The following is an 18,836-nucleotide window of genomic DNA, read 5'->3' as shown; positions in this document are numbered from 1 at the left end:
ATCAGGAAATGATCAGGACGACAAAAACCGTCACGATCGCGGTGATGATCGATCCGACTTTCAGCAGGCTGAGGAAACCCGAATAGGTTTCGGTTGCCGCCTTCATTTCCTGTTCCGCCATGGCTCTTTCCCCTTCAGTCGCCAGTTTCCGCGCACAGGCGCCAGGCGCCCGGCCCAGAATCGGCCTTCGCGCCGGTCTTAGCCACGCTGCCGCAGATGCTCAAGCGCGCTTTGGCCCGCGCGCCGCGCCGCAAAAGCCGAACGGCCTTAATCGCCCCTTTACCCGTGTGGCGTACATCACAGCGTTCAAGCGGAGAAATCGGCACGACAGCGCCGAACAAGGGCGGATTCGAAAACGATGGCAACCACGCGCGATACGCGAACAGTGATGATCGTCGACAGCGAGCCGGCGCAGCAACGCTTTCTGGCGGCGCTGGTATCGCGCGGCGGCTGGCGCAGCGTTGTTGCGGCGGACACCGACACCGCGCTCGCCAAGCTTGGCACCCAGGAAGGCATGGCGCTCGACGCAGTGCTCGTCGATCAGGGTGCGCCCGGCATGGAAATCGCCGAATTCGTCGCCGAACTGCGCCGGTGGCGGCCCGCCCTTCCCCTGATTGTCATCACCATGCGTAACGGGGTCGAGGTTGCGGTCGGCGCGATGCGCGCCGGGGCCAGCGACTTTGTTCAGAAACCGATCGCGCCCGACCGCCTGCTCGAAGCGCTCGATCGCGTGGTGTCGACCAGCGGCCCGCAGGGCGAGCTGCGCCCGCTGACCGAAAAGCTTCGCGCCCCGCTCGCTTTTGACGAGATCATCGGGTCGAGCCCGAACTTCCGCAGCGCGCTCGCCATCGCCGCGAAAGCCGCGCGCGCGCGCGTCCCGGTGATGATCAACGGCCGCCCGGGTACCGGCAAGGAAGTCTTTGCCCGCGCGATCCACAACGCGTCCCCACGCGCCCGCGGTGCGCTGGTGATGGTCGATTGTTCGGCGGTCTCGCCGGGGCTGATCGGATCGGGCTTGTTCGGGCATGAACGCGGCGCCTTTGCCGGTGCCTTCGACCGTCAGGTCGGGCGGCTCGTCCAAGCCGACGGCGGCAGCCTCATCATCGATCATGTCGAATGTATCCCGCTCGAAACGCAGGCCAAGCTCGTCGAGTTTCTGAGCAGCGGCGAAGTGCAGATGATCGGCGGCACGATCCGCCAGAGCGTCGATGTCCGCATCATCGCGACCAGCACCAGCCCGCTGGAAAAGCTGATCGAGGCGGGGCATTTCCGCGAAGACCTGTATTACGCGCTGTCGAGTGCGCAATTCACCCTGCCCTCGCTTTCCGAACGCCGCGGCGACGTCGGCCCGCTCGCGCGCCATCTGCTCGCCCGCATCGGCGGGTTGCCGGGCATGGGGCCGATCGGGGTGACCGACGACGCACTCCGCCTGCTCGCCGCCTATGCCTGGCCGGGCAATGTCCGCCAGTTGCAGGACGTGCTGTTCCGCGCCGCGGTCGGCAGCAAGACCGACGTGCTGACCAGCGCCGACTTCCGCGCCATCGAGGCGACGCTGGGCGGCGGCAGCCCGACCGGCGAAGGCGAGATTGCGATCAATGGCGAAGCGATCGGCGTCACCCTCTACCTGCCCGACGGCAATTTGCGCCCGCTCGAGGAAATCGAGGCCGATGTCATCCGTCTGGCGATCGGTCACTACCGCGGCCGGATGAGCGAAGTCGCGCGGCGACTGGGGATTGGCCGCTCGACATTGTATCGCAAGCTCAGCGATCTCGGGATCGACACCGCCGCCTGACGGCATTACGTCGCGGCCATGACTTTCGATTTTTCCGGTAGAACCGCGCTCGTGACCGGCGACGCCTCGGGTATTGGTCTTGCAGTCGCCAACGCCTTGCGCGCCGCAGGCGCCACCGTGATCGGCATCGATCGCAGCCGCGGCGACGATGTCGCCGACGCCGATTTGTGGCTCAAAAGCGCCGACAGCCTTGCGGCAGTCGATCTCGCAGTGATCAATGCCGGGATCAGCGATGCCGCCCCGATCATCGATATCGATTTTCAGGCGTGGCGGCGGTTGCTGGCTGTCAACCTAGACGGCGCGATGCTGAGCTTGCAGGCCGCGATGCGCGCGATGACTGCGCATGGGCGCGGCGGCGCGATCGTCACCACCGCATCAATCTCGGGCATCAAGGCCGAACCTGGCACCGGCGCCTATGGCGCGTCCAAGGCCGCGTTGATCCAGCTAACCAAAGTGGCCGCCAAGGAAGGCGCGCCGCACGGCATCCGTGTCAACGCGATTGCACCGGGCGGGGTCGATACACCGATCTGGGACGATATGCCGTTTTTCACCGACCTGATCGCCAGCGAAGGATCGCGCGAGGCCGCCATGACAGCGATGGCCAGAATGGCGACGCCGCTCGGTCGGTATGCGACTCCGGACGAGACCGCCGCGCAGATATTGTTCCTGTTGTCGAATGCCGCCGCCACCGTCACCGGCAGCGTGCTGACCAGCGACGGCGGCTATAGTCTGTAGGTAAGCGGCTATCCCACCTTCACGGCGGGCAATCGGCACAACCGCGCCACCGATGTTCAGGCCGCGGTAATGGCTTTCTCGATTGCCGCGGTATCGGCATTGGTCAGCGTCTTGGGCAGTTCGCCCACCAGCCGCTTTGCCAGTTCGCTATGATAATGGCTGCGCATGACCCCCAATGTGTTGGGGTCGGCGATGATCAGCAGCTTTTCGATATCGTTGTCGAGCACCTGCTTGTTCAGCAATGCTGCCACACCCGCCGCATGGCCGCGCTCATCGAGATCGCGTACTTCCGGATTGGCGCCGCTGCGGTTTGTCGTTTCGACTTCTGGGCTGGCGGCATCGACCAGATTGATGACCGCCTCATCGCCATCGTTGCGGAACATGACGAAGCGATTGCCATCGGCGACAGCGACGTGGGTACCGTGAGGAAGCTGCATGAGATTCTCCTTGGAGGGGGCGCGCCGGGACGACGGCCCTTCCCAAGGGATACGCGGCGCACTTGCCGTGGTTGCCTCGGCTCGCCTTAGCCCGTGAGCGCAGCGTCGCGCAGGCCGCGCCATATGCGCAGCGCCTGGCGGTTCTCGGCAATGTCATGGACGCGCAGCAGCTGGGCGCCGTGCGCCGCCGCCTGGTAATGCAGCGCGACGGTGCCGCCGAGCCGCTGGTCGGCGGGTGCCTCATTATCCAATGCCCCGATCATGCGTTTGCGGCTCGCCCCGAATAGGATCGGGCAGCCCAGCGTGTGGAACAGCGCGAGCCCATTGATCAGCGCCAGATTGTCGGCAACGCCTTTGCCGAAACCCAGCCCCGGATCGACGATAATCTTCGCCGGATCGACCCCGGCGGCGACACATGCGGCGACGCGCTCGGCAAGCATGTCGTACACGTCGAACAGGACGTGCCCATAATCGCCGCCCGCATGCGGATCGCTTTTCGCCGAAGGCGCGTGCATCAGCACGACCGGGCAGCCCGCGGCCAGCACAACCTCCATCGCGCGGTCGTCATAACGCAGCGCCGACACATCGTTGACGATCCGCGCCCCGGCGGCCAGCGCCGCCTCCATCACCGCAGCCTTGCGCGTATCGATCGACACCGCGACGCCGCCGCGCGCGAGCCCCGCCACGACATCTTCGATCCGCTTGATCTCGTCGCCATCCCAGATCAGCGGCGCGCCGGGCCGCGTCGATTCCCCGCCGACGTCGATAATCGCCGCCCCCGCCGACGCCATCGCAAAGCCGGCATCGGTCGCCGCGACCTCATCGACATGCTTCCCGCCGTCCGAAAAACTGTCGGGGGTGACGTTCAGGATGCCCATCAACTGCGGCTCGTTCAGCCGCACCATCCGTTCACCGAGCTGGAGCGCGCCGCGCGGGCGAGCAACGCCCGCGCGCTGTGCGGCCGCTGCCTGGGCCAGTGTATCGGGCATCGCCGCAAACCAGTCAGCCCATTCGGCCACGGTCACGATTGCCGATTTCACAAGCGCGCCGTCGCGCAGGCTGATGTTCCACGCCGCGAACCAGACCATCGTGTCGGCGATGCGGAGGCAATTGTCGTCGAGCTCGTGCGGGCGGTCGACGAAGCAGGTCGGGCGGCAATAGAGTTTTGCGCTGGCGGAGGCGGTACCGAGGTCGGGTTTGGTTAGCGGTTGGAACATGCCTATTCCCTACTTCGTCGCCCCCGCGAAGGCGGGGGCCGTCGTCGGCCGTGCGCGACCCTGCCAGCGGCCCCCGCCTTCGCGGGGGGCGACGCAATATTAAGCCTCGTTCGCCAGCAACCAGTCCTGCCGCACCGCGTCGATCACGCGCAGTTCCTTGCCATTGTCGACATGCCAGAAGGTCCAGCCGTTGCAGCTCGGTGCGCCCTGCACGCCCGCGCCGACCTTGTGGATCGATCCTGCGGGCTGGCCCTCGCAGTCGAGGCTGCCGTCGACGCGCACCTTTGCTTTCCAGCGGCGTTTCGTATCGGTGAGCAGCGTACCCGGCGCGATCATGCCGCATTCGACGAGCGTGCCGAACGCGACGCGCGTCGCCGCTTGCGGCGCCATCATCGTCTTCACCGCGCTTTCGTCGAGCGGCAGCGCCATTTCGATGCGCTCCTTCGCCGCGGCGATATAGTCATCCTCGCGCTCGATGCCGATGAAATGACGGCCAAGCCGCTTGGCGACCGCCCCGGTGGTCCCGGTCCCGAAAAACGGATCGAGGATCACGTCACCGGGGTTCGAACAGGCGAGAAGCACACGATACAGCAAGGCTTCGGGTTTCTGCGTCGGGTGGACCTTGTGCCCGCCCTTTTTCAGCCGCTCCTGCCCCGCACAGATCGGGATCAGCCAGTCGCTGCGCATCTGCAATTCATCGTTCAGCGTCTTCATCGCGCGATAGTTGAAGGTATATTTCGCCTTCTCGCCCATCGACGCCCAGATCAAGGTCTCGTGCGCGTTGGTGAAGCGCGTACCCTTGAAATTGGGCATCGGGTTCGCCTTGCGCCACACGACATCGTTGAGGATCCAGTAACCGCGGTCCTGCAGCGCCGCGCCGACGCGGAAAATATTGTGGTAGCTGCCGATCACCCAGATGCTGCCGTTGGGTTTCAGGATGCGCTTCGCTTCCTTCAGCCAGGCATGGGTAAAGCGGTCATAGGTCGCGAGGCTGTCGAACTTGTCCCATTCGTCATTTACCGCATCGACCTGACTGCCGTCGGGACGATGAAGGTCACCGCCAAGCTGGAGGTTGTACGGCGGATCGGCAAAGATCATGTCGATCGACGCCGCGGGCAGCGAGCGCATCATTTCGATGCAATCGCCCTGCAGGATGCTGTCGAGCGGCAGCTGGGCGGGCGCAATCTTCGCCGCCCGCTGCTTCACCGCCGGGGTCTTCACCCGTTCCATTACACCCATGTTCTGCCCCCGCGAAGATCCGAAAGAAGCCCCTGATGAGTCCGGCGGAGTCCGCCGTCAAGCGCAGAATCCTAGGGATTCCGCGTGACTAAGTGGTTAACGGGATGAGAACGAAACGAGTCTGACACAGCATATGGAGTCGGCCGCGACTCGGGGACTCAACGGGTGGTGGTGTGGCGATCAAGACTCACCCGCGAAAATAATTTCAATCCGCCCTGTGGCGCAGCCATGGAGAGGTGGCAGCCCGCAGGGCTGACGGAGGGGCATTGGCGCGGCGTCGTTGCCCTCCACCATTCGCTTCGCGAACGGTGCCCCTCCCCACCGCTTCGCGGCAGGGAGGATTATCAAATCCCCGGATCGACCCCGGTCAATTCGATCGACCGCTGCCACAATTCGCGCGCCAGCTTCGGGTCGCGCGCGTCGCGCGTCGCGCGCGCCGGACCCGATCGCCCCGTCACCTCGCCCAGCCCCTGCGGCCCCAGATAATCGCCGCCCTGCACATGCGCGCCCGTCGCTGCCTGCAAGGTGGGCCAAGCCCCCTGCGCGGCGCTGTTGAAAAAGGGGCCGGCGAGCGGGGTCAGTGTGCGCAGCGGCAGCGGCAGGTGCCGCGTGAGCTCGGTCAGTGCGACCCCGGGGTGGCATCCGATCGCCTGCGTCGCGCGGCCCGCCGCGCTCAGCCGACGGTCGAGTTCGAACATATGGAGCAGGTTTGCGAGCTTGCTCATCTGGTAGCGGGCCCAATTATGATAGCTGCGCGACGCCGACAGGTCGCTGTAATCCATCGTGCCGCTCTTGTGCGCGATGCTCCCGGTGATCACGATCCGGTCGTCGACATGGGGGTGGACCAGCCCGGTGAAGGCGAAGGTGCCCAGGTGATTGACCCCGAATTGCAGCTCATAACCCTGTTTCGTCAGCGTCCGCGGCGGGATCATCACCCCGGCGTTGTTCACCAGCACGTCGATGCGCGGCCCCGCCAGCACCGCCCTCGCCGCCTCCCTGACCTGATCGATGTCGGCAAGATCGAGCGGCTGGAACGACAGCTCGGCTTGCGGGACGTCGGCCCAGATGCGGTTCATCGCCACCTCGGCCTTGGCTTCATCGCGGCAGGCAAGCACGACATGCGCGCCGCGGGCAGCGAGGACTTTCGTGACCTCGAACCCGATTCCGGCATTGGCACCGGTGACAAGCACGCGGCGTCCCGTTTGCATGCCGACATCGTCGGCCGAAAATCCTCTGCTCATCGCCTGTTCCCCTCTTAGGCTTTAGGCTTCGGGCGGTCAGACCAGTTGCAATTGTGCGACCGGAGCAAAGCTGGTCCGATGGTGCGGCGTCGGGCCATGTTGGCGCAGCGCCGCGAGATGCTGAGCCGTACCATAACCCATGTTCGTCTCCCAACCAAAAGCCGGGAAATCGCGCGCGGCCGCAACCATGAAGCGGTCGCGATGCTCCTTCGCCAAAATGCTCGCCGCCGAAATGCACGGATGCAGCGCGTCGCCGCCGACGACCGCGCGCGCCGCGTAGCGCCAGCGCGGCAGGCGGTTGCCGTCCACCAGTACCTCTGCGGGCTCGAACCCCAGCGCCTCGACCGCGCGCGTCATCGCGAGGAAAGTCGCCTGCAGGATATTGATCCGGTCGATCTCCTCGACACTCGCCTCGCCGATCGCCCAGCGGCAGCGCGCCTTGATCTCGGCCTCCAGCGCGCCGCGACGTTTGGCGCTCAGTTTCTTGCTGTCGTCCAGACCCTCGATGCCGCCGTCGCACAGCAACACCGCCGCGGCGACCACCGGTCCCGCGAGCGGCCCGCGCCCGGCCTCATCGACGCCAACGATCATTGGTTCCCCTCCCTTTCAAGGGAGGGGTTAGGGGTGGGTGCGAGCGGAGCGAGCCTGAGCAGCGTCGAGCGGCTCGCTCTGCTCGCACCCACCCCCAGCCCCTCCCTAAGAGGGAGGGGAGCAGGAATAGCTACACCCGCCACGGCGGATACCTGCGATATTCGCCCGCCTGATACAGGCACAGCCGGTTGCCCGCGGGGTCGGTCAGCCGCGCCTCTCGCCAGCCCCATTCCTCATCCTTGGGCATCTGATCGAACCGCACCCCGCGCCGCGCCAGATAGGCGACCCACGCGTCGAGCGCCCCGCTTTCGAGATAGGTCGTCGCGTCGACCGCCGCGCCATCCCCGACGCTTTCGTCAACGTGGATCGACAGCGTCACGCCGTTCGCGGCCTCGAAGCGGGCATAGCCATTGCCCGGGCTATCGACGATCTGCTTCAGGCCCAGCTGCTTGTAGAAAGCCACCGACACCGCATAATCGCGCGCAGGCAAGGTGATCTGGTTGAGCGCCGGGCCGGTGAACAGCCCGTCGTTGCGGACATATTGCTGTCCCATCGGGCCATGCCCCTGCCCCAGCCCCGGCGCGCCCATCAGCGACAGGCGCACGAAGTCGCGCGCGCGCGCGATCGCGGGTTCGAGCGGCATGCCCTGCGCCAGTCCGGTCGCGATCGCGCTTGCCAGCGTGCATCCCGTGCCGTGGCTGTGCGGCGTATCGATCCGCGGTGCTTCCCAGCGCGCAACCTCGCCCTCGCCCGTTTCGAGCAGGCGGTCGGTCACCGTGTCGCCCTCGGCATGGCCGCCCTTGACCAGCAGCGAGCAGCCGTGCGCGAGCACCGCATCCTCGCCGCCGAGTGCTTCGAGTTCGGGCAAATTCGGCGTCGCGACCATCGCGCGGTCGAGCAGCGCCTTGAACGCCGCGATCGTCGCGTCGTCGGCGAGCACCGAACCGCTCGTCGCGATCATCACCGGGTCGAACACCAGCGCGGCTTGCGCGAGGTCGGACTGCGACAGTCGCTCCGCCACCGCTGCGGCAGTTGCGGCGCTGCCGATCATCCCGATCTTGATCGCGTCGACACCGATGTCCGACGCGACGCTATCGATCTGCGCCAGCACCATATCGGTGGGAACCGGGTGGACGCCCTGCACCCCCAGCGTGTTCTGCGCGGTGATCGCGGTGATTGCGGTCATCGCATGACCGCCGAGCATCGTCACCGCCTTGATGTCGGCCTGGATGCCAGCACCGCCGCCGCTATCGGATCCTGCGATGATCAGAACGCGCGCGGTCACCCCTTATGCTTTCGCTCCGTCGAAGCGGGGAATTTTGCCAGCGCCGCGCCTTCGCGCAGCGGGCGGTCGAGCAGGTCACCGCCGCAGTTGGGGCAGATTTCATCGAGCTTGTCGGCGCAATTCGCGCAAAAGGTGCACTCGAACGAGCAGATGAAGGCGCCGTGGAGATTGGCGGGCAAATCGCGGCCGCATTTTTCGCAATCGGGTCGCATTTCAAGCATGATCAGTCTCTTTCAGTTCTAAAAATCAAATATTTACGCTGCCGCGGCGCGCACCGCATCGCAGATCATGTCGACGACCTGCTCGACCTGCCCCGCGTCGTCACCCTCGGCCATCACGCGGATCAGCGGCTCGGTACCCGACGGTCGGATGACTAGGCGTCCGCGGCCGTTGAGCGCCGCTTCGCCTTCGGCAATAGCCGCGATGACATGCTTGTCGTCGAGCGGCTTGCCACCCGCGAAGCGAACATTCTTCAAAAGCTGCGGGACCGGGTCGAACTGGTGCAGCAATTCGCTCGCCGGCTTGCCCGACGCGACCAGCTCGGCGAGCACCTGCAGCCCCGCCAGCGTGCCGTCGCCGGTGGTCGCATGGTCGGACAGGATCATATGCCCAGACTGTTCGCCGCCGACGTTGAAGCCGCCCTCTTTCATCCGTTCGAGCACATAGCGGTCGCCGACCTTGGTGCGCTCGAGCCGAAGCCCCTCGCCCTCGAGAAAGCGTTCGAGGCCAAGGTTCGACATCACCGTCGCGACGACCCCGCCGCCTTTCAACCGTCCCTGTCGCGCCCAGCTCGCGCCGATCAGCCCCATGATCTGGTCGCCGTCGACGATCGTCCCCTTTTCGTCGACCACGATCAGCCGGTCGGCGTCGCCGTCAAGCGCGATGCCGATGTCGGCGCCGCTCGCGACGACCGTTTCCTGGAGCAGCGCGGGCGCCGTCGATCCGCATTTGTTGTTGATGTTGGTGCCGTTGGGCTCGACCCCGATCGCGACGACGTCGGCGCCCAATTCCCAGAACACCGTCGGCGCGCTGTTATACGCCGCGCCATTGGCGCAATCGAGCACGATGCGCAGCCCGTCGAGGCGCACCGATTCGGGCAGGCTCTGCTTTACCGCGTGGATATAGCGGCCCCGCGCGTCGTCGATCCGCTTGGCGCGGCCGATATGGCCGGCGTCGGCCAGCGTCGGCTGTACGGCCAGCAGATGCTCGATCTGCGCTTCGTCCTCGTCCGACAGCTTGTAGCCGTCGGGACCGAACAGCTTGATGCCGTTGTCCTGATAGGGATTGTGGCTCGCCGATATCATCACGCTAAGGTCGGCGCGCATCGAGCGCGTCAGCATCGCGATCGCCGGAGTCGGCATCGGGCCGACCTGCACGACGTCCATGCCGACGCTGGTGAACCCCGCGACCAGCGCGTTTTCGAGCATATAGCCCGACAAGCGCGTGTCCTTGCCGATCACGACGCGGTGCTTGTGGTCGCCGCGCAGGAAGTGCGCGCCCGCCGCCATGCCGACGCGCATCGCGACTTCCGCGGTCATCGGAACCTGATTGGTCAGTCCGCGAATCCCGTCGGTTCCGAAAAACTTGCGCATGCCACCTCTGCTACTTAAGCCGAGGGTCAGACCAATGCCTGCCCGGTTTGTTCCGGATGGCCCTAAGTCACCGCCATTTGCTTGGCAAGCTGGCCAGGATTATCACCGGGAGAATATGGCTTGAAATCGGCATGGATCATCCTCTCGGCGCTGGTCGCCGGGATGCTGCTGGGGATCGCGATTGAAGTGATCGAGCCCGCCGCGGGAACTGCGTCACTTCCTTATGTGGAACCGATCGGGCTGCTCTGGCTCAATGCGCTCAAGATGACGATCGTGCCGCTCGTCGTCGCGCTGCTGATCACCGGGATTACCGCCACCGCCGACGCCGCGCGCGCCGGAAAGCTGGCGGCGCGCGCGGTGATGATCTTCCTTGGCGCGATCGCGCTGTCAGGAACGATGTCGCTCCTGATGACGCCGCTGCTGCTTCGCCTGTTCCCGCTTTCCGCCAGCGCCGCCGAGGCACTGCGGAGCGGGCTTGGCGGCACGACCGAGACAGGGCCGTCGCCCACCTTTGGCGACTTCCTCCTCTCGCTCGTCCCGACCAATCCAATCGCCGCCGCCGCCGATACCGCTATCCTGCCGCTGATCGTCTTCACGACCATATTCGCCTTTGCGATCACCAAGCTCGAGCCAGCGCAGCGCGCAACCTTGTCGGGCTTTTTCAAGGCGCTCGGCGACGCGATGCTGATCGTCATCGGCTGGGTGCTCGCGCTCGCTCCGATCGGGGTGTTTGCGCTCGGCTATGCGCTCGCGGTCAAGGCGGGGCTCGCTGCGTTCGGCGGGCTGATCCATTATGTGCTCATCCTGATGGGGATCGGGGTCAGCTGCCTCATTCTCGGGCTGCTGCTCGCCTGGCTGGTCGTCGGCATATCGTTGCCGCGCTTCATCCGCGCGATGGTCCCGACGCTGGCGGTTGCGATCAGCACGCAAAGCTCGCTCGCCAGCTTGCCCGCGATGCTCAAATCGTCGGAAGCGCTGGGCGTCGATCCCAAGAAAGCCGACGTCGTCCTGCCGCTCGCGGTCGCGCTGTTCCGCTTTACCAGCCCGGCGATGAACCTTGCGGTCGTCGTCTATGTCGCGTGGCTGTTCGGGGTCGAGCTCACCCCTTGGGAAATGGCGGTCGGGCTGGCGGTCGCGATGGCGGCGGCGCTCTCGTCGGTCAGCCTGCCGGGGTCGATCAGCTTCGTCACCTCGATCGCGCCGATCGCGGTGTCGATGGGCGTCCCCGTCGCCCCGCTCGGATTGCTGGTGGCGGTCGAGACCTTTCCTGATATTTTCCGCACCCTCGGCAATGTCGTCGGCGACGTCGCCGCGACCAAATTTGCCGCCGACGGCGTCGAGGAACCCGAACCGACAGGAGAAACGCCATGAAATATCGCAAGCTCGGCCACGGCCTTGAAGTGTCGGCGATCGGCATCGGCTGCATGCCGATGATCAAGGGCGGCAATATAATGTATGGCGAGGCCGCCGACTTGGACGAATCGACCGCGACCATTCACCGCGCGATCGACCTTGGCGTCACCTTCTTCGACACCGCGCAAATCTATGGCCCGTTCTCGAACGAGGAGCTGCTTGGGCAGGCGATCAGGGGCAAGCGCGACGGCCTGATCATCGCGACCAAATTCGGCTTCAAATTCGACGGCAAGGCGATCGTCGGGGTCGACGGCTCGCCCGCCAACGCGCGCGCCGCGTGCGAAGGCTCGCTCCAGCGGCTCGGCATCGACACGATCGACCTTTTCTATCAGCACCGTGTCGATCCTTCGATCCCGATCGAGGAAGTCGTCGGCGGGATGATGGAGTTGGTGAACGAAGGCAAGGTCCGCCACATCGCGCTGTCCGAAGCCGGCCCCGAAACGCTGCGCCGCGCCGCCAAGGCCGCGCCGATCACCGCGCTGCAAAGCGAATATTCGATCTGGGAACGCGACATCGAGGACGAAATCCTCGGCGTCTGCCGCGAGAATGGCATCGGCTTTGTCCCCTATTCGCCGCTCGGCCGCGGTTTCCTCGCGGGTGCGGTGCGCAGCCGCGACGAGCTTCCCGAAACCGACTGGCGCCGTAACGACCCGCGCTATTCGGACGAAAACCTCCCCGCCAATCTCGCGATCGTCGACGCGATCGGCGCGGTGGCGGACAAGCATGGCGTCTCGAAAGCGCAAGTCGCGCTCGCCTGGCTGCTCGCGCAGGGCGACGACATCGTCCCGATCCCCGGCACCAAGCGCCGCGCGACGATGGAGGACAGCGTCGCTGCGGCCGACGTCACGCTGACCGCCGACGACCTCGCCGCGATCGAGGCCGCAGCGCCGAAGGGCGGCACCAGCGGCCCGCGCTATGGCGAGATGGGGATGCGGATGGTGCGATTGTAACGGGACTAGCGCCGACGCCGGGAACCGCGGCTAGCGACCAGTTGCGGACATTGACGACCCTGTAGGGATATGTTCAGTTGCAACAATGCGGCCAAGCAATCATCAACGACGGTTTATCTGCTCCCACAACAATTTCCGAAAGTCACCCCAAGCAAGATTTAGGGCGGCCCTAGATACGACCTCGCAATTATCGATCAGATATTTTTGCACTTTCTGACTAATTTCATCCAAATCAGCTCGCTCTTCAAACGCGCCCTTCTGCGTTTCCAAGGAGATCCACTCGCTCACTACCTCGGGATTCCGTCTAACGAAGTCGACAAAAAGGGGTTTAATCTGATCGAGATTATGATTTCTGGGATCTTCTAACTTAATCATACCGCTGCCTCTGCGTGCTGTTATCCGCTGATTGCTCGACCGCGACCACGAACCTGAACTTAATGTTCGAAGATTTCGATAACTCAGGTGTGGCGGCATGGCAGCTTCCCACCCCAAAACAGCCAACCTTAGCCCTTCGATCCGCTCCCCAACCCCTCAACCTTCTCGACCAACGCATCGATTTTGTGGTGCAGCCGCATGATCTCCAGCTCGGCGCGCAAATTGATCTCATAATCGACGCTCGCGGTCAGCCGGTCTTTCGCCGCTTGGCGATTCTGGCTCATCATGATGATCGGCGCCTGCACCGCGGCGAGGGTCGAGAGCATCAGGTTCAAAAAGATGAACGGATAAGGATCGAACGCCATGCCCCAGCGCTCGAGCACTTCCGAATTGAGCAGCATCCAGCCGAACAGCACCAGTGCAAAGACGATGATGAAGCCCCACGACCCGCCGACCGCCGCGACCTTGTCGGCGAGCCGATCGCCGGTGCTGGCCTGCGCATCGCCCATGTCGGCGGCGTCGCGGCTGCTCGGCCCGCGCTTGGCGATCGCCTCTACGACACGGCCTTCTTCCGGATCGAGATCATCGAATGCGCGGCCCAGCAATCGCAGCGACAAGTCGTTGAGATGCATCTCCGCGTTCATTCGTCCCCTATCCGGTCCAGCGCCATATTCCAGCGACCATATAGCCAAGCGCACCATGCGCCCAGGTCGCGGCAATCCAAAGCACTATTCCGCCAAGGAGGGCGTGCGGCCGCGGGATCGCTTCGGCCCATGATGCCTTGCCCGAAAGCTGCCCCGCATAGGGCACAAAGCTCGTCCGTGCGGCCCAGCCGCGCCACGCCTCGCCCATCAGCCGCGCCTTTTTGACGTCCTGTCCCGCCGACCCGACGAGCGCGAGGAAGGCGATGGTGGCCGAAAGCACGATCTGCCCCGGCGTCGGCATCACCATCACATGCGCGATCGCCCACAACGCAAACCCCCACATCATCGGGTGCCGCGTGATTGCGAAAACCCCGCGCGGCGGGGCTTGGGCGGCCTCCACCGCGCCAGGAGCGGCCAGGGCCGGATTGCCGATCAGCGAACCCATGAAAAGTATGCTGGCAAACAGCACGATCAGCGATGCGACGATCCACAATCCGTCGCCGACCGCCCACAGCGGCGGCTCGGGCGGCATCCCGCGCCAGGCCTGAACGACCATGATCAGCGTGGCGATCGCGACGATCGAATAGACGATCTGGAACCCCCGCTCACCAAGGCGGCTCGCTAGCCCGTCGCGAAGCGGATGCGACAGCGCGAGGTGCGAGCCGACAAACAGCGCGCAGGTGGTGATCAAAAGCGATGTCGGTTGCATGGAAACGGCCCCCTCTAACAAAGGACGCCTATACCATATTCGTCATCCCGGCGAAGGCCGGGATCTCGTCGCTGCGTTAGGGAGCGACGGTGAGATTCCGGCCTTCGTCGGGATGACGAACAAAAACTGGCGTCCAACCTACCGATCAAAAGCCTTGGGCAAAGCACCCTCGCTCGGCGTCGCATAACGATCGCGCAGGCGATCCTGCCGCGTCGTCAGCGACTGCGCCTTGCCGTCGATCCAGATCGCTGTCGGGCGGCTGCCCAGTTCCAGCGGATCATTGTCCCAGACAACAACGTCGCCGACGCGCCCCGGGCGCAGCGATCCGATGCTGGCATCCATGCCGACCGCGCGCGCGGGTGCGCTGCTGATCGACGCGAACGCCTGATCCCAGGTCATCCCGCTGGCACCCGGCACGCGCGTCAGCCCGACCAGATTGCCCGCATATTGCGTGACATAGCCCATCTTGTGCGCATCATCGTCGTCGAACACCCCGACCGACACGTCGACGCCCGCGGCTTTCAGCCGTCCGGCATTCGATTGGGTCGCGCCGAGCTGTTCAAAGCTCGACGGCAGATCGGTCAGCGGCGACACCAGCACCGGCACTTTTGCCGCCGCGAGCTCGCGCGCGACCATCCAGCCCTCGGTCACCCCGACCAGCACCAGCTTCAGCGCCGGAAACTCCTGCCGCAGCTTCAGCACGTTGACGATGTCGGCGGCGCGATCGACGCGAACGAACAGCGGCGTTACGCCGTTAATCACCTGCACCAGCGCATCGGCATCGGCGCGCTGGATCATCGCGTCGTTGCCCCATTCGGCCAGCGACGCGGGGTTGCGGGCATAGCTGCGCGCCGCCAGCAATTGTTCGCGGAAAAGCAGGAAGGTCGCGGCGCGGCTGCCGCCCGCCTTGGCCGATCCATCCTCGCCGAATGCGACGAACTGCAACGCGCGCGGCTTGGTCACCATGTCCATGTCGTCGGCCAGATCGACGACCGCGCCCTGTCCGGCGAACAAATTGCTGCTGCCCCCCGGCGCGACAATCGCCCGGGTGACCCCCGCCGCGCGATTGACCGCGACGGGCGATCCCATCGGATTGAGTGCCGGTGCGATGTCGAGCCCCGCCGAAAAGCGCGTACGCGGCGCATTACGATCGTTGGTGCCGCCGACCGCATCGACCTCGACCAGCCCGACGCGGCTGAACGCTGCGACGATCCCCGGCGTGACCCAGCGGCCGCCCGCGTCGACCCGCTCGATCCCGGCGGGCACCGCAACGCCCGCGCCTGCGGCCACGACCTTGCCGCCGCGCACGACGACGGTGCCGCCGTCGATCGGCGCGCTGCCGTCGCCGATGACAAGCTTTGCGTTGGTGATCGCAATGTCTTGCCCGGCAGCGGGTACAGCAAGCGCCAAGGCTGCAACCAGTGCGCCACCCAACCCCGTTCGTGTCGAGCGAAGTCGGGATACGTCTGCGCCAGCCTTCGCGCCCCTCGACTTCGCTCGGGACGAACGGAGGTGAGAGATAGCGTTCAGGAGATTCTTCATTTCACATCTCCTTCGCCCGGCTGGCCCAGCTCGAAATCGCTGACCGGTCGCCGTTTCGGATCATTGGCGTCGAACATCAGCGCGCCGTCGATCCATACCTTTTCGGGCCGCGTATAGGCGCTGAACGGATTGCCGTTCCACAGCACGACGTCGGCCATCTTGCCGGGTTTCAGGCTGCCGGTCCGGTCGCCGATCCCCAGCGCCTTGGCCGGATTGAGCGACAGCCAGGTCCAGGCCACCTCGTCGCTGACGTCGATCCCCATGCGGCGCCCCGCGGCGCGCGCTTTCGCGGCTTCCTGGTTCAGGCGCTGGATCTGGTTCGCGTCGTCCGAATGGACGATCGTGCACGCCCCCGCCTTATAGACCATTGGGATATTTTCGTTGACGCTGTCATAGGCTTCCATCTTGAAGCCCCACCAGTCGGCCCACATCGCCGAACAAATGCCTTCCTTCGCCAATATGTCGGCGATCTTGTAGCTTTCGACCGCGTGGTGAAAGGTCGAAACCTTGTAACCGAACTCCTTCGACATATCGATCACCAGCGCCATTTCGTCGGCGCGGTAGCAGTGATTGTGGAGCAGGATTTCGCCCGACAGCACCCCGGCGAGCGTTTCCATCGCCAGATCGCGATCGACGGCTTTGCCGTCGTCCATCTTCTTCTTGTACGCCGCCGCCTTCTGCCACGTCGCGCGGTTGACCGCAAAATTGCCCATGCGGGTCGAGGGCATCCGGCCCTTGCCGCCATAGACGCGCTTCGGATTCTCGCCACACGCCATTTTGAGCCCATAGGGCGCGCCGGGGAATTTCATCCCCTGCACGGTGCGCGAAGGCACATTCTTGAGCGTGATCGAGCGGCCGCCCATCAGGTTCGCACTGCCGGGGAGGATTTGGAGCGATGTCACGCCGCCATTGGCCAGCGCGCGGCTGAAGCCCGGATCCTGGGGCCAGACGCTATGTTCGGACCATACTTCGGGGGTTGTCGGGCTGGTCGCCTCATTGCCGTCCGAATGCGCATCGACGCTGGGCGACGGATAGTCGCCGAGGTGGCTGTGGATGTCGATCACGCCGGGGGTGACGAACTTGCCGGTACCGTCGATCACGTCATAGCCCGTCGGGATCGCAGTGTCGGCGCCACCGACCGCCTCGACCTTGCCGCCTGCGAACAGCACGACACCATTGTCGATCCGCCCGCCTTCGCCATCAAAGATGGTGACCCCGCGCACCGCGGTCGGCCGCCCGCCATAGGGGCGATAGGTCGACGGATAGGGATCCTTGCTGAACTTGACCGGCTTTTCGGCGGTGGCGGGCTTGTCGCCCGCCGAAGCCGTTTCCTTGCCCGTCGCCGCACAACCGACGAGCGCCAGCGACACCGCAGCCAGCAGGCTGCCCTTCACACCACGGATCATGACTTACGCCCCCTTGGGTTCGGGATGGACACCCGCGGCCTGCGGCTCGCCAAGTTCGCCCTGGCCCGCCAGCTCATCGGCATCGCGCAGCGTGTCGAGGTGCATCAGCTTCTTGATCAGCGGCGACACCAGGATGACCAGCACGCCAAAGCCGATCGCCCACAGGCCGATCGTCTGGTAAACGTCGAGCACCAGCGCCTTGCCCGCGCCTTCGCCGCTCGCCTTTTCCGAACCCGTCGCGGCGGCGATCAGGCCCGCGGCGAAATTGCCGGTGGCCGACGCAAAGAACCAGGTACCCATGATCAGCGACGCCATATGGGCGGGCGACAGCCGGTTCATCGCGCTGAGGCCGACCGGCGACAGGCAAAGCTCGCCAGTCGTGTGCAGCAGATAGATCAGGAAGATGAACAGCACCGGCGTCGCGACGCCCATGCCAACCGCTTCGGCACCCCATTTCAGAACAAGGAAGCCGAGCCCGAGCTGGAGCATCGCCAGGCCAAATTTTGCCGGCGCCGACGGTTCCATGTTGCGGCGACCAAGCCATGTCCACAGCGCCGCGAACAGCGGCGCGAGCAGCACGATATAACCGGCGTTGAGCGACTGGAACACCGATGCCGGAACCCCGGCGCGATCTACATAACGGTCGGTGAACAGGTTCAGCGACGAGCCCGCCTGTTCGAACAGCGCCCAGAACAGGATCGATCCCAAGATCAAGAACATGGCGGCAAAGATGCGGTCGCGATCTTCGCGGGGCAGCTTCACCACCGCCGTGAAAATCACATAAGCGACCAGTACCGCGCCAGCGATGCCGAGCAACGTGCCGACGATCGCCTGATTCTGTACCATCCACCAGCAGACGGCAACCGCGACCAGACCGACGAGATAGAGCAGCCATTCGAGCTTGATGCCCATCACGGGCGCGGCCAGCTTGGCCGGATCGGGCGCCTCGCCGCGTCCGAGCAGCAGCGGCTTGCCCCAGATGAACACGATCAGGCCGAGCAGCATCCCGAAACCGGCGGCGCCAAAGCCATAGGCCCAGCCATAGGTTTCGCCGAGATAACCGCAGAGCAGCGAACCGAGGAAGGCGCCGAGGTTAATCCCCATGTAGAAGATCGTATAGGCGCCGTCGCGGCGCACGTCGGTGCGCGGATAGAGCTGGCCGACGATCACCGAGATATTGGCTTTCAGGAAGCCCGACCCGACGATGATGAACGCCAGCGCCAGCCAGAAGATGTTCAGGCTGGCGGGATCCTGCCCGCCATCGCCCTCGAATCCCATGATGAAATGACCAAAGGTGAGCAGCACCGCGCCATAGAGCACCGCCTTTCGCTGCCCCAGCCATTTGTCCGCCAGATAACCGCCGAGCACCGGCGTGATGTAAACGAGCGCGGTATAGGCACCATAGATGACGCCCGATTCCCCGTCCGAAAACAGCCAGTGCTTGGTGAGATAGAAAATGAGCAGCGCGCGCATCCCGTAGTAGGAAAAACGCTCCCACATCTCGGCGAAAAACAGGACGAACAGGCCTTTGGGATGGCCGAGGAAGGTTCCTGCGGCATCCCCCGGCTGAGCATAGGCTTTGGTCATGTGCGACTTTTCCCTGGAGATTGTTGGTTTGGGTGCCGTCGATGCGGCCCGGTTGGGCGGCAACCTAACGCGAAAATTGCG

The 18,836-nt window shown here is 64.9% G+C and carries 18 protein-coding genes; 4 read left to right on the top strand and 14 right to left on the bottom strand.

The genetic code is table 11. The annotated features are described in order from the left end of the window. Position 1: 1 nt before the first annotated feature. Positions 2-121, bottom strand: a complete 120-nt coding sequence (locus SPYCW_RS06175; protein WP_120216060.1) for an aa3-type cytochrome c oxidase subunit IV — start codon at positions 119-121, stop codon at positions 2-4. Positions 122-358: 237 nt separating this feature from the next. Between SPYCW_RS06175 and SPYCW_RS06170 the strand changes: the two genes are divergently transcribed. Beyond that, a complete protein-coding gene (locus SPYCW_RS06170) occupies positions 359-1,792 on the top strand; it encodes a sigma-54-dependent transcriptional regulator (protein ID WP_120216059.1) in 1,434 nt (477 codons plus the stop codon). 18 nt (positions 1,793-1,810) lie between these two features. After that, positions 1,811-2,527, top strand: coding sequence for an SDR family NAD(P)-dependent oxidoreductase (locus SPYCW_RS06165; protein ID WP_120216058.1), 717 nt, complete (start codon positions 1,811-1,813; stop codon positions 2,525-2,527). 56 nt (positions 2,528-2,583) lie between these two features. Here SPYCW_RS06165 and SPYCW_RS06160 read toward each other — a convergent pair whose 3' ends face one another. The 8 genes from SPYCW_RS06160 to glmM all read right to left on the bottom strand — a co-directional run bounded on the left by SPYCW_RS06160 (position 2,584) and on the right by glmM (position 10,129). Continuing rightward, positions 2,584-2,964, bottom strand: coding sequence for a baeRF12 domain-containing protein (locus SPYCW_RS06160; RefSeq protein ID WP_120216057.1), 381 nt, complete (start codon positions 2,962-2,964; stop codon positions 2,584-2,586). An 86-nt stretch (positions 2,965-3,050) separates the two neighbouring features. Beyond that, a complete protein-coding gene (gene folP, locus SPYCW_RS06155) occupies positions 3,051-4,181 on the bottom strand; it encodes a dihydropteroate synthase (protein WP_120216056.1) in 1,131 nt (376 codons plus the stop codon). 99 nt (positions 4,182-4,280) lie between these two features. Continuing rightward, a complete protein-coding gene (locus tag SPYCW_RS06150) occupies positions 4,281-5,420 on the bottom strand; it encodes a site-specific DNA-methyltransferase (protein WP_120216055.1) in 1,140 nt (379 codons plus the stop codon). A gap of 344 nt (positions 5,421-5,764) precedes the next feature. Beyond that, positions 5,765-6,661, bottom strand: coding sequence for an oxidoreductase (locus tag SPYCW_RS06145; RefSeq protein ID WP_120216054.1), 897 nt, complete (start codon positions 6,659-6,661; stop codon positions 5,765-5,767). 36 nt (positions 6,662-6,697) lie between these two features. Next, entirely contained in the window at positions 6,698-7,252 is a 555-nt protein-coding gene (locus SPYCW_RS06140) for a ribonuclease HII (protein ID WP_120216053.1), read from the bottom strand. A 130-nt stretch (positions 7,253-7,382) separates the two neighbouring features. After that, a complete protein-coding gene (gene thiD / locus SPYCW_RS06135) occupies positions 7,383-8,537 on the bottom strand; it encodes a bifunctional hydroxymethylpyrimidine kinase/phosphomethylpyrimidine kinase (RefSeq protein ID WP_120216052.1) in 1,155 nt (384 codons plus the stop codon). Beyond that, the gene (locus SPYCW_RS06130; protein WP_037510600.1) at positions 8,534-8,758 is read right to left on the bottom strand and encodes a DUF1272 domain-containing protein; all 225 of its coding nucleotides are present in this window, start codon (positions 8,756-8,758) and stop codon (positions 8,534-8,536) included. Before SPYCW_RS06130 ends, thiD begins: the two co-directional genes overlap by 4 nt. A gap of 33 nt (positions 8,759-8,791) precedes the next feature. Next, on the bottom strand, positions 8,792-10,129 hold the full coding sequence (glmM, locus tag SPYCW_RS06125) for a phosphoglucosamine mutase (protein ID WP_120216051.1): 1,338 nt from the start codon (positions 10,127-10,129) through the stop codon (positions 8,792-8,794). Between the two features lie 120 nt (positions 10,130-10,249). Here glmM and SPYCW_RS06120 point away from each other — a divergent pair, with 120 nt between their 5' ends. Together SPYCW_RS06120 and SPYCW_RS06115 are read left to right on the top strand one after the other, a co-directional pair. After that, the gene (locus SPYCW_RS06120; RefSeq protein ID WP_120216050.1) at positions 10,250-11,500 is read left to right on the top strand and encodes a dicarboxylate/amino acid:cation symporter; all 1,251 of its coding nucleotides are present in this window, start codon (positions 10,250-10,252) and stop codon (positions 11,498-11,500) included. After that, a complete protein-coding gene (locus tag SPYCW_RS06115; protein WP_120216049.1) occupies positions 11,497-12,492 on the top strand; it encodes an aldo/keto reductase in 996 nt (331 codons plus the stop codon). The genes SPYCW_RS06120 and SPYCW_RS06115 overlap by 4 nt, the downstream gene beginning before the upstream one ends. Before the next feature lie 503 nt (positions 12,493-12,995). Here the strand turns inward: SPYCW_RS06115 and SPYCW_RS06110 are convergent. From SPYCW_RS06110 to SPYCW_RS06090, 5 genes are all read right to left on the bottom strand, one after another. Further along, complete coding sequence (locus SPYCW_RS06110; RefSeq protein ID WP_120216048.1) at positions 12,996-13,511, bottom strand: DUF1003 domain-containing protein; 516 nt, start codon at positions 13,509-13,511, stop codon at positions 12,996-12,998. Between the two features lie 7 nt (positions 13,512-13,518). Beyond that, positions 13,519-14,220, bottom strand: coding sequence for an NnrU family protein (locus SPYCW_RS06105; protein ID WP_120216047.1), 702 nt, complete (start codon positions 14,218-14,220; stop codon positions 13,519-13,521). A gap of 138 nt (positions 14,221-14,358) precedes the next feature. Further along, the gene (locus SPYCW_RS06100) at positions 14,359-15,654 is read right to left on the bottom strand and encodes an amidohydrolase family protein (RefSeq protein WP_232014850.1); all 1,296 of its coding nucleotides are present in this window, start codon (positions 15,652-15,654) and stop codon (positions 14,359-14,361) included. 104 nt (positions 15,655-15,758) lie between these two features. Then, positions 15,759-17,168 (bottom strand): amidohydrolase, encoded by a 1,410-nt coding sequence (locus SPYCW_RS06095; RefSeq protein WP_120216045.1) that lies wholly within the window; start codon positions 17,166-17,168, stop codon positions 15,759-15,761. A 3-nt stretch (positions 17,169-17,171) separates the two neighbouring features. Next, positions 17,172-18,755: a peptide MFS transporter gene (locus SPYCW_RS06090; protein ID WP_120216044.1), complete on the bottom strand. Its 1,584-nt coding sequence runs from the start codon at positions 18,753-18,755 to the stop codon at positions 17,172-17,174. Positions 18,756-18,836: the final 81 nt, after the last annotated feature.

It is taken from the genome of Sphingopyxis sp. EG6, from assembly GCF_003609815.1.
Classification (GTDB): Bacteria; Pseudomonadota; Alphaproteobacteria; order Sphingomonadales; family Sphingomonadaceae; genus Sphingopyxis.
Note: the sequence above shows the minus strand (reverse complement) of the source record. Positions and strands in the feature narration are given on the sequence as shown.